This is a genomic window from Bacteroides sp. AF39-11AC (genome assembly GCF_003474285.1).
Lineage (GTDB): Bacteria > Bacteroidota > Bacteroidia > Bacteroidales > Bacteroidaceae > Bacteroides.
The window spans coordinates 14,708-31,169 of sequence record NZ_QROH01000016.1 but is presented as its reverse complement, the minus strand read 5'-3'; the positions used below and the strand labels follow the sequence as shown (position 1 = coordinate 31,169).

Genomic DNA, 16,462 nt, shown 5'->3' with positions numbered 1-16,462 from the left:
GAAGTTATGAGTGAAGAAAACAAACTGAATACAACTCCTCAACAGCCGGAAGAACAAGAGATCGATTTAATAGAACTTGCTCAAAAGGTGTGGGCAAGTAGGAAACTGGTTTTCAAGGCATGTGGATATGCTGTGTTGGTGGGACTGGTTGTAGCATTCAGCATCCCGAAAGAATACTCTACCAGTGTGACGTTGGCACCAGAGACTGGTGGTAAGTCGGGTGGAGGTAGTATGGGGGCATTAGCGGCTATGGCAGGTATCAGTTTAGGTGCTTCCAGTGGTGAAGATGCTCTTTCACCGGAACTCTATCCTGATATTGTAAGTTCCACTCCTTTTTTGATTGAGCTTTTTGATGTAAAGGTGAAGGATCAGAAAGATAAGATTGATACAACACTTTATGCCTATTTGGACGAGTATCAGCGTGGGCCTTGGTGGGGAGCCATCACTTCTGCTCCTTTTAAAGCATTGGGTTGGGTGGTATCTTTGTTTAAAGATAAAGAAGAAGAAGGCGTGGCTACTAAAGCAGATCCATTTAGACTGACTAGGGATGAAGCTGCAATTGCAGATGCGTTAAGTAAACGTATTTCTGTTTCTGTAGATAAGAAAACAGGGGTTACGACTTTGTCGGTTACTATGCAGGATCCTTTGATTTCAGCTTCATTGACAGATACGGTAATGCGTTGCCTGCAGAACTATATCACGGATTATCGGACCAATAAGGCGCGTCATGATTTAGCTTTTACAGAGAAACTCTATAAGGAGGCTAAAGATAATTATACTGCTGCACAGTCAAAGTATGCATCTTTTGTTGATGCTAATCAAAATATAATTTTGTTAAGTTATCGTGCTGAACAAGAACGCTTGCAAAATGAAATGAATTTAGCATATAATGTGTATACTCAAGTTGCTCAACAATTACAGATGGCTAAGGCTAAGGTGCAAGAAATTACTCCGGTGTACACCGTTGTACAGCCGGCATCAGTTCCTTTGCGTCCGGCGAAACCCAATAAAGTAATGATTCTTATCGGTTTTATTTTCTTAGCTGGAGTAGGTAGTGTAGGTTGGATTTTATTTGTAAAGGATTTATTAAAAGGATGGAAAAAGCAAACAACAATATGATGATGGATGAAAATGCGCGTTGCTGGTATATTGTGTATACGGCACCGAGATTGGAACGTAAATTGATGCAGCATTTAAATGTTGCAGGGTATAAGACTTATTGTCCTATGCAAACAATATATGTAAACTGGAATGGGAAAATGAAGGAGATTATTGTTCCTTTTTTCTCAGGTTGTGTTTTTGTAGAAGGAGATCTGAAGGATATAGCTCCTGTTGTAGCATCTCAGAAAGCCGCTTTTTTAGTGGGTACTGATGGCAAAGAACTTTCTATTGTATCAGATAAAGCAAACCTTTCAAGTAAATTTGCTCAATTGTTGAAGTAATGATGAAGCTGATTTCAGAAGAACTATTGGACGGGGTAACTCATGATGCTCAGGAGAATTCTCGTTTACGAATGAATTATAATTTTCATGAGTCTTTAGATGCACCTATTCACCGTCTTCTTAATGCTCTGGAGCCGGGAACTTATCTCCCTCCTCATCGTCATGTAGATAAGGAAGAAACTTATATTGTTCTGCGCGGAAGTCTGATTGCGTTTTTCTATGATGATATGGGCAATGTGACGGAAAAAGTTAATCTGAATCCATCAGCTGGAATGTATGGAGTGGAAATTCCTTCCGGTACCTGGCATAGTATTGTAGTTTTAGAGTCTGGTACTGTTATCTTTGAAATAAAGAGTGGCCCTTATAAGCCACTTCCACCAGAAGATGTTGCGCCATGGGCACCTGCACCTTCCGATGTGGAAGGCGCGGCTATATTTATGAAACGAATGTTGGAGGTCTAGTTTGTACCTTCAAACATTCGACTTCGTGCCAACATGCATGCCCCAACAATACCCGCCTTATCTTTTAACTTAGAGGTTGTAATAACTGAGTCTTTATTGACGAGGTTTAGAGAATACTTTCGTACTGCTGTTCTGATGGGTTGGGTAATGTAATCTTCAGTCAGAGATAATGTTCCTCCGATTATTACTAATTCGGGGTTGAAGATATTTATAAGTCCTGCAATTTGTTTACCTAATTTTTGCCCTATCTCTTCTACAATTTCAATACATAAGAGGTCTTCTTTATTCACTGCGGCTATAATTTCATCCAGTGTTATTGGAGTTTCCATATTTACCCGGTTGGATAAAATCGAATTTTCCCCTTTCAGTATCCGTTCCAGCAGGGTACGATGTAATGCAGAGCCGGAAGCTTCCGTTTCCAAACAACCTTTTTTACCACAATGGCAAATGATCTCATTATCAAATGTGTTCACATGTCCGAACTCCCCGGAAAATCCGGACTTTCCTTTATAAATTTTTCCGTCTATAATGATTCCTATTCCTAATCCCCAACTGATATTAACGAAAATAATATCTTTCTCTCCTTTTACACATCCTTGCATATATTCTCCGTATGTCATGGCGCGTGTATCATTATCAATCGTTACAGGATAACCGAGTCTTTCACTTAATACATCTGCGAGGGGGCGTTCTTCAAAATTAAACTGACTGAAACTATATCCCGATTCAGGGTTTACTCTTCCTGATACGTTTACATTAATATTCAATATCTTTTCCGTATCTATCGGGAGCTTTTTTATGAAATTGAGAATCAGATTACAAAGTTCGTTCATTCCTTCTAAGGAGTTTTCAAAATTATAAGGTATATCCATTTTAAGTTCTACCATATCGCCTTTGAAATTTATTAATCCGATATTGATAGAGAACTTCTTAATGTCTACTCCTATGAAATAGCCTGATTTGGGGTTTAGTCCATATAAATTAGGATGTCTTCCTCCGCTTGTTTCTAGTTTGCCATAATCGTTTATGTATCCTTCGTCATACATTTCTCCAATTAGCTTAGTAACTGTAGGAACACTTAAATCCAGTTCTTTTGAAAGATCAGGAATTGTCGAACTACCATTATATATATAATAGGTAATAATTCTTTTTTTAATGAGGGCATTTTTAGACCCCATTTCTATTTCTTTTAAAAACTGCTGATACATATATCTTGTTAATTTCATTATTTATCACAAAGATAATTAATATTTTTATTAACTTCAACCTTTTATAATAGAAAAGAAAGCATTTATTCTTTTTTTTGATTCAATTTATGCTTAGTATATTAAGCTTTATCTCATCTTGGTTTTTATATTTAGTTCGTATTTATTTCTCTTTTTATTTATTAAGGGCTAAAAATAAGGCCTATTTTAATTAAATACTAATAAAATGAGATTTTGATAATAAAATAATTTATTATCTATTGTTTATTTAATAAATATATCTATATTTGCATCGTGTTATAAATAAGAAACGCTTTATAATAATAAAGCTTAAACACAGGATTCAATAGGTTAACATATATAATATACAGAAAGGAATACTATGAAAACAAGTAACCGCAGAGAATTTTTAAAGAAAGTCGCTTTAACAGGAGCTTCCGCTTTGGTAGCTCCTGGACTGTTGGCCACTGAAGCAATGGAGAACACTTTATTTGCTTCAATACGGAAAAGCGATGCTGATCGGCTTATTATTCCTAAAGAGAATGGTTTAAAGATTACCGGGACTTTTTTAGATGAAATATCACATGATATTCCTCATCAAAATTGGGGCGAAAAAGAATGGGATCAAGATTTCCGGCACATGAAAAATATAGGAATTGATACTGTTATCATGATCCGTTCCGGTTATCGTAAGTTTGTCACCTATCCTTCTAAATATTTATTGGGTAGAGGATGTTATATGCCGTCTGTTGATTTAGTGGACATGTACCTTCGCTTAGCGGAGAAATATCAGATGAAGTTTTATTTTGGTCTGTATGATTCCGGAAAATACTGGGATACGGGTGATTTGTCATGGGAGATTGAAGATAACAAGTATGTGATCGATGAAGTCTGGAATCAATATGGTGAAAAATATAAGAGTTTTGGTGGCTGGTATATAAGTGGTGAGATCAGTCGTAAAACCAAGGGGGCTATTGATGCTTTTCGTGCAATGGGAAAACAGTGTAAGGATGTGTCTGGTGGTTTACCTACTTTTATTTCACCTTGGATTGATGGAAAGAAGGCTGTGATGGGAACTGATAAGTTAACTAAGGAAGATGCTGTTTCTGTTCAGGAACACGAAAGAGAGTGGAATGAAATATTTGATGGAATCCATGAAGTGGTTGATGCGTGTGCTTTTCAAGATGGGCACATTGATTATGATGAATTAGATGCCTTCTTTACAGTAAATAAAAAGTTGGCAGATAAATATGGAATGAAATGCTGGACGAATGCAGAGACATTCGATCGTGATATGCCTATAAATTTCTTGCCAATCAAGTTTGATAAGCTTAGAATGAAATTGGAAGCTGCAAAGAGAGCCGGCTATGATAAAGCCATTACGTTTGAGTTCTCACATTTCATGAGTCCTCAGTCTGCTTATTTACAAGCTGGACATTTATATGATAGATATAAGGAATACTTTAATATTAAATAATATGAAACGTTTATTGAAATATCTATTTGTTTGTTGCATCTGTATCCTGAATATGAGTGTCATGGCTCAATCTGCTTCTGGCATTAAGGGAAAGGTTATGTGCCAAGGTAAAGGAATATCTAATGTTGTGGTGACGAATGGTTTCGACTGCGTGTTGACAGACACGAAAGGGATGTATAGTTTACCATATCATCGGGATGCACGTTTTGTTTATGTAACGACTCCGGCCGGATATCTGCCTCAAAGAGAAGCGAGTCTTCCCCACTATTATAAAAGAATAGACAGTGAAGTGGAAAACTATGATTTTACCTTGATTAAGAATCCTAAGAATGATGATAAGCATATCTGTCTGGTACAGTCTGATGTACAAGCTGCCAAAGCTAGTGACATTCAGGGGTATATGAAATATTTGAAAGATGTTCGTCAATTTGTAGGTGAACGGCAAGACAGTGATATTTTTGTTTTGGATTGTGGTGATATTGTGGGTAATGCACCGGCTATATTTCCTTCTTATATCCAAGCTTCTAATGTTCTGAACCTTCCTTTCTATCGTGCTGTAGGCAATCATGATATGGAATATGGAGTACGCTCTTATGAACATTCTTACAAAACTTTTGAAGAGTATTTCGGACCGATCTATTATTCTTTCAATCGGGGTAAGGCGCATTATATTGTATTGAATAACTGCTTCTATATTAATCGTCATTATCGCTATATAGGCTATATTGATGAGCGAACGCTGCAATGGATAGAGAAGGATTTATCTTTCGTACCGAAAGACCATCTGGTTTTTGTTACAATGCATATTCCAAGCAGCTCTACAAAAGAGCTACAGTTTAATGCATTACTTCCTGATGAAACCAGCAATGCCTCCAGCTTATATGATCTTTTAGCCGGATATGATGCACACATATTCTCCGGACACACCCATTACAATTGGAACGTTGTGTTTAATGATAAACTCATGGAACATAATACAGCGGCAGTTTGCGGTACTTTCTGGAAAGCCGATGTCTGTACGGATGGTACCCCCAGTGGTTACGGAATTTATGAAGTAAATGGTAATAAGGTTACTTGGAGCTATAAGAGTACGGGATTTCCTATTGATTACCAATTCAGAGGGTATCCGGTCGGTTCTTCAGAAGAATACCCCCATGATATTATTGCCAATGTTTGGAATTGGGATGAGTTGTGGAAAGTTGAGTGGTATGAGAATGGTAAGTGTATGGGTGAGATGCAACGTTTCGAAGGGTATGATCCTGAAGCTAAGATTATCTGTTCGGATAAAGAACGGGTAGAATATGACTGGATTATGCCTATAAAAACAGAGCATTTATTTAAAGCGACTCCCCAAAATAAGAATGCAGTTATCGAGATAGTAGTAACGGATCGTTTCGGACATATATATAAGCAAAATATTAAATAACAATTCTATGAAATCTACAATAAATATAGGGTACCTTGTTTTCCTGTCAGTTGTTGCTGCCTTAGGTGGTTTCCTCTTTGGATACGATACAGCTGTCATTTCCGGAACTATTGCTCAGGTGACAGAGTTGTTTAAACTTGATGCCTTACAGCAAGGGTGGTATGTAGGATGTGCATTAATAGGCTCCATAGTCGGAGTACTTTTTGCCGGAGTCCTGAGTGATAAATTCGGTCGTAAACTGACTATGGTTATTTCAGCGTTTTTATTTTCTACATCAGCCATTGGATGCGCTTTATGTGCTGATTTTAACCAGTTGGTCATTTACCGAATAATTGGTGGCATTGGTATTGGTGTTGTTTCTATAATATCTCCACTTTACATTTCAGAGGTTTCTGTTGCCCAGTACAGAGGACGATTGGTTTCTTTATATCAATTGGCCGTGACTGTTGGTTTTTTAGGTGCGTATTTAGTGAATTACCAACTGCTGGCTTATGCTGAAAGTTGCACTAATCCGGGAACAGGCTGGTCTGATTTAATTTTTGTAACTGAAGTGTGGAGGGGGATGTTAGGAATGGAGACTCTTCCGGCTATACTGTTCTTTATCATTATTTTCTTTATACCGGAAAGTCCCCGCTGGTTGATTTTGAAAGGACAGGATGCTAAGGCTACAAATATTTTGAAGAGAATTTATGTTTCTGCTAAAGATGTAGCATTTCAGGTGAATGAAACGAAATCAGTTTTATCTTCCGAATCAAAATCCGAATGGTCTTTATTGTTGCAACCAGGAATTCTGAAAGCTGTCATCATTGGTGTTTGTATTGCTATATTAGGCCAGTTTATGGGAGTAAATGCCGTATTGTATTATGGTCCTTCTATCTTTGAGAATGCAGGTTTGTCAGGTGGCGATTCTCTTTTTTATCAGGTTCTGGTAGGATTGGTTAATACTTTAACTACGGTTCTGGCATTGGTCATTATTGATAAAGTCGGTCGTAAGAAGTTAGTCTATTACGGAGTTTCGGGTATGGTCGTTACTTTGTTACTAATAGGATTCTATTTCTTGTTTGGTGAATCCTTAGGTATTTCAAGCATATTCCTGCTTATATTCTTTTTGTCTTATGTATTTTGCTGTGCTGTCTCCATATGTGCAGTCGTATTTGTCCTTCTTTCTGAAATGTATCCTACCAAAGTTCGCGGATTAGCTATGTCTATCGCAGGATTTTCTTTATGGATCGGAACGTATCTTATCGGCCAATTAACCCCCTGGATGCTCCAGAATCTTACCCCCGCCGGAACATTCTTTTTATTTGCCGTCATGTGCGTTCCTTATATGCTTATTGTTTGGAAACTCGTTCCTGAGACTACCGGCAAATCGCTGGAAGAGATTGAACGTTACTGGACCAGTTCCAAATAGAAATCGACCTTAATATACATATATAATATAGAGAATTATGGATTTTAAAAAATTAGCTGCTCTTTATAAGGACGAACTGATGGATAATGTTCTTCCTTTCTGGCTAGAACATTCTCAGGATCACGAGTTCGGCGGGTATTTCACTTGCCTGGACCGTCAAGGTAATGTTTTCGATACAGATAAGTTTGTTTGGTTGCAAGGCCGTGAGGTATGGTTGTTTTCAATGCTCTACAATAAGGTAGAGAAACGTCAGGAATGGTTGGATTGTGCCATTCAAGGCGGGGAGTTCTTGAAAAAGTACGGTCACGATGGAAATTACAATTGGTATTTCTCTCTTGACCGTACGGGACGCCCGCTGGTAGATCCTTATAACATTTTCTCATACACTTTTGCAACCATGGCTTTCGGACAACTCAGTCTTGCTACCGGAAATCAGGAATATGCTGATATTGCTAAGAAGACTTTTGAGATCATCCTGTCTAAAGTGGATAATCCGAAGGGTAAGTGGAATAAACTTCATCCCGGTACGAGAGATTTGAAAAACTTCGCTCTCCCGATGATTCTATGTAATCTGGCTTTGGAAATCGAACATTTACTTGATGCTGATTATTTAGAGAAAACCATGGAGGTATGCATCCGTGAAGTTATGGAGGTTTTCTATCGTCCGGAACTGGGAGGCATCATCATTGAAAATGTACAGACTAACGGTGAGCTTTCTGATTCTTTTGAGGGACGCCAGGTGACTCCGGGGCATGATATTGAAGCTATGTGGTTCATTATGGATCTTGGAAAACGCCTGCATCGTCCTGAACTGATAGAAAAAGCCAAGAATGTTACTTTGACAATGTTGGAGTATGGCTGGGATAAAGAGTTCGGCGGTATATATTACTTTATGGACCGTAAAGGATATCCTCCTCAACAATTGGAATGGGATCAAAAACTTTGGTGGGTACATATTGAAACATTGATTTCTTTATTGAAAGCCTATCAACTTACTGGCGATAAGAAATGTTTGGAATGGTTCGAGAAAGTGCATGATTATACCTGGAATCATTTTAAAGATCCGGAATATGCTGAATGGTACGGCTATCTGAATAGGAGAGGAGAGGTGCTGCTACCATTAAAAGGCGGGAAATGGAAAGGATGTTTCCATGTACCCAGAGGACTGTATCAATGCTGGACAGTTCTGGAAGAAATTATAAAATCAGAATGAAAAATCTAATACTATGAATCGACGAAATTTTCTAACTACTTTAGGCTTGGGGGCTGCCGGTATCATTTTACCGGGAGTCTCGCAAGCAAAGGTTCTACAGGAGGCCATTCAAAATCCAAACATCAAGCCGATATCCGGTTCCTGGTTTGAATTCCAACACCCGGGAGGAAAAGAAGGTGTGTATTGGGATAAAGATTTGAGAAACTTTACTGCAACCCAGTGGCGGGAAAAGATACGTGAAATCCGTGAAACAGGCATGGAATACTTAGTCATGATGAATGTAGCTTCTCATGGTTTTGCATTTTATGATACGGACTTGGCTCCTAAGTTTAAGATGGGATGTGAAGATCCCATAGAAACAGTACTTTCGGCAGCAGATGAGTTTGGTGTTAAGTTCTTTGTAAGCAATGACTATTGGGCATTGGATCTGGATGCTGTAAAGATGATGACCGACAAAGAGTTGGGCAGGAAGAGAGCCAAATGCATGGAAGAAATTTATGCAAGATATGGACATCATAAAAGTTTCTATGGTTGGTATTTCCCCAATGAATCATGGTTGGATCCTTATTTTGGTGAGTATGTAATTCCATATGTGAATGAGTGTGCGCAGATAGCCAAGTCTCTGAATGCGAATTGTGTAAATATCATTGCGCCTTATAATATTAAGGCCGAAAAGTGTGATGACACATTCATTAAACAATTAGAGCAACTCAATGTAGAGATCGTAGCTTATCAAGATGGCGTGGGAGTGGGTGTCACTACATTTAGTCAATCAGCCCGTGCTTTTGAAAATTTAGCTAAAGCGCATCAAAAGGCCGGTCGTTCAAGAATATGGGCCGACATGGAGCTTTTCTACTTTGAACAGACTACTCATGGTAGTTTAATCTCGGCTGATTTTGATAAGAGAATTATTCATCAGATGGAGGCTATATCTCCATTTGTAGATAAGATTCTGGTATATCAATATCTTGGTATAATGAATAAACCCGGTTCGCTGGCTCATGCCGGATTGCGTGATGAGTCAGTCAGACTATACAATCAGTACATGGATTGGTATAGAAAGCAGAACTTTAAATAATAACTACTATGAAACGATTAGTTACTATAATAACATTCATGCTGGTATTTGCCAATATCTCAGCACAGAATCCGGAATTTGCTCTTCCATCTATCATTAGTGATCATGCGGTGATGCAACGGAATTCTGAAGTGAAGCTTTGGGGCTGGTGTCCCAGTGTATGGGACCTGAAGATTGTATGCAGTTGGGCCCCCACAGATACGGTACATGTAAAGTCGGATATGCATTGCGCTTGGGAAGCTTATGTACGTACTCCGGAAGCTGCAGGACCTCATAGTATTCGTTTTTACGGTTGGGAAAACAAACTGGAAAGGGAAATAAAAGATATTCTGATGGGTGAAACATGGTTGTGTTCCGGCCAGTCCAATATGGAATATATTATGAGCTATCCGGTTCGTGATGCCGGGGATATCACAAAAGCTTTGGAAAATAAGCAAGTTCGTTTTTTCAAGATATCTAAAGCAACGTCTAAGTATCCGGTAGAACGTATTCAGGGACAATGGGAAATTTGTTCTCCGGAAACTTACAAAGATTTCAGCGCTGTGGGCTTCTTCTTTGGTCAACATTTGAATGAAGCACTGAATGTGCCAGTCGGACTGATTGGATCTTATTGGGGAGGGACAGCAGTAGAACCCTGGATCGATGAATTTACTTTCAGCCATGAAAAGGAGTTGTTTGAGTTATCACAAAAACAACAAGTAGCCGGTTGGTCTCCTACTGCCAACTCATCCATTTACAATGCAATGATTCATCCTATCAAGAATTATACTATTGCAGGCGTCATCTGGTACCAGGGAGAAGCTAATAATGAACGGGCTGCTGACTATGGTCCTCTGTTTGATGGAATGATAAGAGGTTGGAGAAATGAATTTCACCGTTTTTTGCCCTTTTATTTTGTGCAGATTGCTCCATGGAATGGATATGCAGACAGAAATGCTGCTTATTTACGGGAACAGCAGGCAGATGTTGCTGCAACATTACATAACACCGGAATGGTCGTAGTCAGCGATCTGGTGAATGATATCTCTGATATCCATCCGAGTCTGAAAAAACAGGTAGGTGTCCGTTTGGCCAATATGGCATTGAAGAAAACCTACCATAGGGAAGAAGTGGAGCCTTATTCTCCAATGTTAAAGTCTATCCGTATAGAAGGACGTAAAGTTATGGTGGCTACTACTGCTATTAAATTAACCTGTAATGACAAGACCATCCAAAACTTTGAGATAGTGGATCAGGCAGGAAATGTATATCCGGCAGATGCCAAACTAATGAAGAATGGTGAGATTAGTGTTTCTTCCTCAAAAGTAAAAACTCCGGTTGCAGTACGCTATTGCTTTACCAATGATGCAGTTCCCAATTTATTTGATAGTAACGGGTTGCCTTTGGCACCATTTAGAACAGATAGAAAGAAATGAAAAAATATTTATTAATCCTATTTAGTTCACTATTGTGTCTTTCCTGTTTGGCCCAGACTTCTAATTTGAAGTTTCGTGATGGAAAGTTCAAGATTGTGCAGTTCACCGATCTGCACTGGGTGGAAAGCGATTCTTATAAACAAAAGAATGACAGTACTTATAACTTGATGCGTGAAATTATTCGCTCAGAACGTCCTGATCTTGTGATTCTGACAGGTGATGTAGTGGTTTCCTGGAATGCTCTTCGTGGTTGGAAAAGATTGGTTGGCTTGTTCGAGGAAGAAAAAATGCCGTTTGCTGTTACGTTCGGGAATCATGATGAAGAAACAGATATGAATAATGCCCAGATTCTTGAATTTCTGCGTACGGTACCCTATAACCTGACTTATGATGCAGAAAATGGAAAGTTGTCCGGTTCCGGTAATTGTGCGCTTCCTATCCTTTCATCTGATGGAAATTCAGAAAAATGGGTTTTGTATTTGTTCGATTCGCATAATCTTACCCAAGACCGTTCTTTCGGATATTATGACTGGATTAAGCATGATCAGATAGATTGGTATCGTAAGACAAGTGATCAGTTTACAGTACGTAATAAGCACAGATTGCCATCGATGGCGTTTTTCCATATTCCTCTACCCGAACATGAAACGGCCAGATGGGCTTGCCGTGAATTCGGTGAGAAGCAGGAAGGTGTTTGTGCGTCCAACATAAATTCAGGCTTATTGTCCTCTTTTATAGAGAAAAAAGATGTAATAGGAGTATTTGTCGGGCACGATCATAACAATGACTATATGGTTGATTGGAACGGTAATATAGCGTTAGCTTATGGACGTAAAACAGGTTATCCGTCTGCTTATAATGAAGTCCTGAACCGAGGTGCCCGCATCATTAATCTGCATGAAGATGAAGCCAGCTTCGATTCATATATTATTGACCTGAAAGGTACATATTTCCATTACATGTTCGAACAGAAAAATCAAGGTACCAATATCCCTCGTTTCAGCGGTTCTTTTATACAAGAATATTTAGTTGCTAATTGGGATGATGCACGTTGGGATCGGGAAATGGAAATGTTTAAAGAGGCAGGTATGAAGTATCTGATTTATGCACCTGCACTTCTGACAGATGAGAAAGGAAAAACAACTACTAACTATCCCTCTTCACTGACAAAGAAAAAACAGCAGAACAAGACACTTGAAAAGTGTTTGCGCAGTGCCCAGAAGAATGGAATAAAAATCTTTATTGGACTGAATTTTAATGATAGGTGGTGGAAAGTAGATTATGATGCAGATTGGTTGGTTGGCCAAATGGAAATCGGCAATAAAGTAGCAGATGAACTGGTTGCATTGTACAAGGAAAAATATCCGGATGCAATGTACGGATGGTATTGGGTTTGGGAAGTTGACAATCTGAATTGTATGACAGCTGAACGTCAGGCTATTCTTGCGAGAGCCTTAAATACAAATTTGGATCATCTTTCAAAGCTCACTCCGGGAATGCCGCTCATGCTTTCTCCGTTTATGAATCATAAAGTAGGTGGAAATGCAGAAGAATACGGAAAAATGTGGGAGAATGTTTTTGCACAAACTCACTTCCGATTTGGAGATATTTTTGCTCCGCAAGACTGTGTCGGTGCCGGTGGATTGAATTTAGATAATTTATCGGACTGGTTCTCTAAGTTGAAACAAGCTGTCAATACTAAACCGGGGTTGAAATTCTGGGGAAATGTTGAAACGTTTGATCAACAATTCTGGGTGAGTGCTCCTCTGACAAGGATAAAGAAGCAACTGGATATAGTTAATGGTTATGTAAGTAATCTAATCTGCTTTGCTTATAGCCATTATAATAGTCCGTTTGTAGTGAATAAGGACTATCATCAAGCCTATCTGCAATACTGTAAAGAAGGTAAACTTCCTCAAATAGCTACTCCGCAGGAAGTTATAAGTGCCAGTATGATAAAGGTAGCTAATGGCATGGAAGTCAAGTGGATTCCAGGTAGTCTGGAGTCGGTTGCCGGTTTCAATATTTACAGGAATGGCACGCTCTTAAAGAAACTTCAGATACATGGAAATAACTTCCTGACTTCCTTCATCGATAAGGAAGGTAATGAAGATAGTGTATATGAGATATCTACCTATAATGTTATGGATGAAGAATCAGCCAAGCTGAAAGTTATAAAGTAAAATATAGTTTAATGTAAAGAACCATGAAGAATATAGCCTTTATTATTTATGTTTTTGTAGTTGTTGTGTGGTGTGCAGGATGTACTTCCTCTTCCTCCCAAACAGCAGTTCCGTCTGAGGTAACGATGACGCAGGATGAACTGGCTGATAAAATAAGAGGTGGCTGGGCGGCTAAGACCATTGGTTGTACCTATGGTGGACCCGTAGAGTTTCTGCATAACGGTACAATGATTCAAGACTATACTCCTATAAAATGGTCCAAGGACAGAGTAAAGTTCTATTTTGATACTTTTCCCGGTTTATATGATGATCTGTACGTAGACATCATCTTTGTTAATGTGTTCGAACGTTTAGGTCTGGAAGCTCCGGCTGATTCATTTGCAATCAGCTTTGCCAATGCCGGTTTTCCATTATGGCATGCCAACCAGGTTGCCAAGTATAATATCAAACAAGGTATTATGCCGCCTATGTCCGGTCATTGGTTGAATAATCCCCATGCTGACGATATCGATTATCAGATTGAAGCAGATTTCGCAGGGTTGATGACACCGGGTATGCCCAATACTGCTTCCGAAATATCTGATAGAGTAGGACATATCTTCACTTATGGTGATGGTTGGTACGGAGGCGTATATGTTGGTGCTTTGTATTCTATGGCTTTTGTTTCCGATGATGTGGAAGTCGTTGTTTCGGAGGCGCTGAAAACAATTCCCGAACAGAGTGATTTTTACCGTTGCATGAAAGATGTGATAGACTGGTATAAGCAGTATCCGAATGACTGGAAACAAACCTGGTTCGAGTGCCAGAAGAAGTGGACATCGGAGGTTGGTTGTCCTGACGGTGTTTTTGCTCCGTTTGATATTGATGCAAAGATTAACAGTGCCTATGTCATAATGGGATTATTGTATGGACAGAAAGATTTCTTTTCCACAATTGACATAGCTGCCCGTTGCGGACAGGATTCGGATTGCAATGCAGCTACAGCTGCCGGTATTTTGGGTACGATGATAGGATATTCTAATATTCCGGAGAATTGGAAAGAGAGTCTTTATGAAATAGAAGACATACCTTTTGCCTATACAGATGTATCTCTTAATAAACTATCGGAACTGGGCTTGAAACATGCTTTGCAAGTAATAGAAAGAGAAGGTGGTAAAGTAGATAATGGGCAGGTGACTATTAAAATTCAAAAACCTGTTGCTGTAAAATATGAAAAGGCATTTGAAGGTCATTATCCGGTGGATAAACTGGCTGTCAATACTACTTTACAGGATAATACCGGCTTTGTGTTCGATGGTATCGGTTTCGTTTTGAAAGGATATGTGAAATGTACAGATGAAAACTATGTGGCTCAGGTTGAAATGTATATTGACGGTAATCTGATTGAAACGGCAAATTTGCCGGTTGCCAAAGCATCTTCCATTGATGATAGAAGGGTAGATATTTTCCATAGATATCAGCTGCAAAATGCAAAACATGAGATCAGTTTTAAATGGTTGAATCCTCATAAAGATGCACACATCTATTTAGGTGAAGCAGTAATCTATTCAGATAAGCAGAATCTTAATTAATAAATATAGAAACTATGAAACAGAACATTCGAGTAATACTATTTGGCCTATTGGCAATGTTGGTTGCGATGCCGGCAGTAACTGCATGTGCTGCTAATGACACTTCCGGTAAGCAAGAAAAAGCCGGAAAGCCAGTCACTGGTGTAAGACCTATTACCGGCACATGGATCAATCTGGCATATAAAGATGTGCGTAATAAATATACCAATCCTCAAAACTTTGATAATACAGATCCGAAGTTGTGGGCGGCTAAGGTTCGTGAATTAGCGGCTATGGGCATTGAATATCTGGTATTCATGGAGGTAGCTAATGAAGGTAAGGCATATTATCCTTCTAAAATCATGCCTTGGCTGTATGATAAGGGCATGAAAAGTCCTGTAGATGCTATCCTTGATGAAGCTGCCAAACATAACGTGAAAGTATTTATGAGTACCGGCTGGGCAAAAGATCAGGATGATAATCTGCTGGATCCGGCAATCAAAGAACGCCAGTTACAGATTATGGAAGAACTGGCCTCTCTTTACAAAAATCATAAGGCTTTTTATGGTTGGTATTTGCCGGTAGAAGATTGTATCTGTCCGATTTTTGCTGAACATGCCGTACAATCGGTTAATACATTGGCTGAAAAGGCACAAATTCTGACGCCAGGCAAGAAAACTTTGATATCTCCTTATGGAATTGGTTTGTCGGAGTTTGATAATCCGGATTTTGAGAAACAGATGGCAAAATTGAAGGTCGATATTATAGCTTATCAGGACGAAGTGGGTTGCGTGCGTGATAAGTTTACACTTCCCCGTTTGAAAAAGAACTGGCAAAGAATGCGTGATATTCACAATCGACTGAATATTGAAATGTGGGCAAATTGCGAAACATTTACGTGGGAAGAAGGTACGAACGACCGTCAATCCGCTTTGATTCCGGCTGCCTATTCTCGTTTACTATCTCAGCAGGCAGCTGCATCTGCAGCAGGGGTAGACCGCATTATTTCGTTCATGTTTGGTGGCATCATTGAAGATCCGAAATCTTCTTATCAGTTGGGGCAACCGGTTTGGTCTAATGATGTATGCAACAAATATATGGCGTGGAGAAACGGCGATACTTACTGGAAAATGTTTGAAGCAACTCTATTGGAAAAATTGATGAATACAGCTACTCCTGACATGATTAGTAAATCGGACATGCAAGCCCTGCTGGATGGCAAAGTAGCTGAAGAGAACAGTGAAGACAACCGTTGGGTGAAGTTTGGCCAGGGACACCATGAAATAGTGGTGGACTTGCAAAAGAAAACTCCGGTCAAGAATATCATGGTGCGTACATTGAACTATAATCCGGAAGGAATCAATACCCCGCTGAAAGTCTATGTATATACTTCAGAAGATGGAAAAACTTATAGTCTGGCTTCTATCAAAGATGCCCCTTACTTTCCGAATAATAAGCATGATGCTTGGATTGACGGGATATTATTCGAAAAGTTGAATGAAAATGCAAGGTATATAAAGGTTGCTTTTGATGCTCCTCAGAAAGTATATATGGATGAATTATTTATTAATCCTACCATCGAATAACAACTAAACAGAGAG

13 protein-coding genes are annotated in these 16,462 nt (G+C 39.0%); 12 read left to right on the top strand and 1 reads right to left on the bottom strand.

What is annotated here, in order from left to right:
- The first annotated feature begins 6 nt into the window (after positions 1–6).
- From DW036_RS24830 to DW036_RS24820, 3 genes are read left to right on the top strand one after another with little or no spacing between them, the layout of a single operon-like run.
- Complete coding sequence (locus DW036_RS24830) at positions 7–1,119, top strand: GNVR domain-containing protein (protein WP_118466619.1); 1,113 nt, start codon at positions 7–9, stop codon at positions 1,117–1,119.
- Positions 1,095–1,442, top strand: coding sequence for a UpxY family transcription antiterminator (locus DW036_RS24825; RefSeq protein WP_118466617.1), 348 nt, complete (start codon positions 1,095–1,097; stop codon positions 1,440–1,442). Before DW036_RS24830 ends, DW036_RS24825 begins: the two co-directional genes overlap by 25 nt.
- Positions 1,443–1,444: 2 nt before the next feature.
- Positions 1,445–1,903: a WbuC family cupin fold metalloprotein gene (locus tag DW036_RS24820; RefSeq protein WP_222850740.1), complete on the top strand. Its 459-nt coding sequence runs from the start codon at positions 1,445–1,447 to the stop codon at positions 1,901–1,903.
- Here DW036_RS24820 and DW036_RS24815 read toward each other — a convergent pair.
- Positions 1,900–3,111: an ROK family transcriptional regulator gene (locus DW036_RS24815; RefSeq protein ID WP_118466638.1), complete on the bottom strand. Its 1,212-nt coding sequence runs from the start codon at positions 3,109–3,111 to the stop codon at positions 1,900–1,902. The two genes, DW036_RS24820 and DW036_RS24815, sit on opposite strands and share 4 nt — an antisense overlap.
- 379 nt (positions 3,112–3,490) lie before the next feature.
- Here DW036_RS24815 and DW036_RS24810 point away from each other — a divergent pair, with 379 nt between their 5' ends.
- Genes DW036_RS24810 through DW036_RS24770 form a run of 9 tightly spaced genes read left to right on the top strand, consistent with a single transcriptional unit; the run spans position 3,491 to position 16,447 of the window.
- A complete protein-coding gene (locus tag DW036_RS24810) occupies positions 3,491–4,585 on the top strand; it encodes a DUF4434 domain-containing protein (protein WP_118466615.1) in 1,095 nt (364 codons plus the stop codon).
- Between the two features lies 1 nt (position 4,586).
- Positions 4,587–6,011 carry a calcineurin-like phosphoesterase family protein gene (locus tag DW036_RS24805; protein WP_118466636.1) on the top strand — a complete coding sequence of 475 codons (1,425 nt, stop codon included), beginning with the start codon at positions 4,587–4,589 and terminating at the stop codon, positions 6,009–6,011.
- A 7-nt stretch (positions 6,012–6,018) separates the two neighbouring features.
- Positions 6,019–7,422, top strand: a complete 1,404-nt coding sequence (locus DW036_RS24800; protein ID WP_118466613.1) for a sugar porter family MFS transporter — start codon at positions 6,019–6,021, stop codon at positions 7,420–7,422.
- Positions 7,423–7,459: 37 nt separating this feature from the next.
- Positions 7,460–8,635, top strand: a complete 1,176-nt coding sequence (locus tag DW036_RS24795; RefSeq protein WP_118466611.1) for an AGE family epimerase/isomerase — start codon at positions 7,460–7,462, stop codon at positions 8,633–8,635.
- A gap of 13 nt (positions 8,636–8,648) precedes the next feature.
- Positions 8,649–9,713, top strand: a complete 1,065-nt coding sequence (locus DW036_RS24790; RefSeq protein ID WP_022393794.1) for a DUF4434 domain-containing protein — start codon at positions 8,649–8,651, stop codon at positions 9,711–9,713.
- Positions 9,714–9,721: 8 nt separating this feature from the next.
- On the top strand, positions 9,722–11,128 hold the full coding sequence (locus tag DW036_RS24785) for a sialate O-acetylesterase (RefSeq protein WP_118466609.1): 1,407 nt from the start codon (positions 9,722–9,724) through the stop codon (positions 11,126–11,128).
- Positions 11,125–13,311, top strand: a complete 2,187-nt coding sequence (locus DW036_RS24780) for a DUF4434 domain-containing protein (RefSeq protein ID WP_118466607.1) — start codon at positions 11,125–11,127, stop codon at positions 13,309–13,311. Before DW036_RS24785 ends, DW036_RS24780 begins: the two co-directional genes overlap by 4 nt.
- 23 nt (positions 13,312–13,334) lie before the next feature.
- A complete protein-coding gene (locus DW036_RS24775; RefSeq protein ID WP_118466605.1) occupies positions 13,335–14,882 on the top strand; it encodes an ADP-ribosylglycohydrolase family protein in 1,548 nt (515 codons plus the stop codon).
- A gap of 14 nt (positions 14,883–14,896) precedes the next feature.
- Positions 14,897–16,447, top strand: a complete 1,551-nt coding sequence (locus DW036_RS24770) for a DUF4434 domain-containing protein (RefSeq protein WP_118466603.1) — start codon at positions 14,897–14,899, stop codon at positions 16,445–16,447.
- The last annotated feature ends 15 nt before the right edge of the window (positions 16,448–16,462 follow it).

What these genes read in the sequence shown, in the direction of transcription:
- DW036_RS24815 (WP_118466638.1), bottom strand. Translation starts at nt 3,111, where the DNA reads ATGTATCAGCAGTTTTTAAAAGAAATAGAAATGGGGTCTAAAAATGCC.
- DW036_RS24810 (WP_118466615.1), top strand. Translation starts at nt 3,491, where the DNA reads ATGAAAACAAGTAACCGCAGAGAATTTTTAAAGAAAGTCGCTTTAACA.
- DW036_RS24780 (WP_118466607.1), top strand. Translation starts at nt 11,125, where the DNA reads ATGAAAAAATATTTATTAATCCTATTTAGTTCACTATTGTGTCTTTCC.
- DW036_RS24785 (WP_118466609.1), top strand. Translation starts at nt 9,722, where the DNA reads ATGAAACGATTAGTTACTATAATAACATTCATGCTGGTATTTGCCAAT.
- DW036_RS24770 (WP_118466603.1), top strand. Translation starts at nt 14,897, where the DNA reads ATGAAACAGAACATTCGAGTAATACTATTTGGCCTATTGGCAATGTTG.
- DW036_RS24805 (WP_118466636.1), top strand. Translation starts at nt 4,587, where the DNA reads ATGAAACGTTTATTGAAATATCTATTTGTTTGTTGCATCTGTATCCTG.
- DW036_RS24795 (WP_118466611.1), top strand. Translation starts at nt 7,460, where the DNA reads ATGGATTTTAAAAAATTAGCTGCTCTTTATAAGGACGAACTGATGGAT.
- DW036_RS24825 (WP_118466617.1), top strand. Translation starts at nt 1,095, where the DNA reads ATGGAAAAAGCAAACAACAATATGATGATGGATGAAAATGCGCGTTGC.
- DW036_RS24800 (WP_118466613.1), top strand. Translation starts at nt 6,019, where the DNA reads ATGAAATCTACAATAAATATAGGGTACCTTGTTTTCCTGTCAGTTGTT.
- DW036_RS24830 (WP_118466619.1), top strand. Translation starts at nt 7, where the DNA reads ATGAGTGAAGAAAACAAACTGAATACAACTCCTCAACAGCCGGAAGAA.
- DW036_RS24775 (WP_118466605.1), top strand. Translation starts at nt 13,335, where the DNA reads ATGAAGAATATAGCCTTTATTATTTATGTTTTTGTAGTTGTTGTGTGG.
- DW036_RS24790 (WP_022393794.1), top strand. Translation starts at nt 8,649, where the DNA reads ATGAATCGACGAAATTTTCTAACTACTTTAGGCTTGGGGGCTGCCGGT.
- DW036_RS24820 (WP_222850740.1), top strand. Translation starts at nt 1,445, where the DNA reads ATGAAGCTGATTTCAGAAGAACTATTGGACGGGGTAACTCATGATGCT.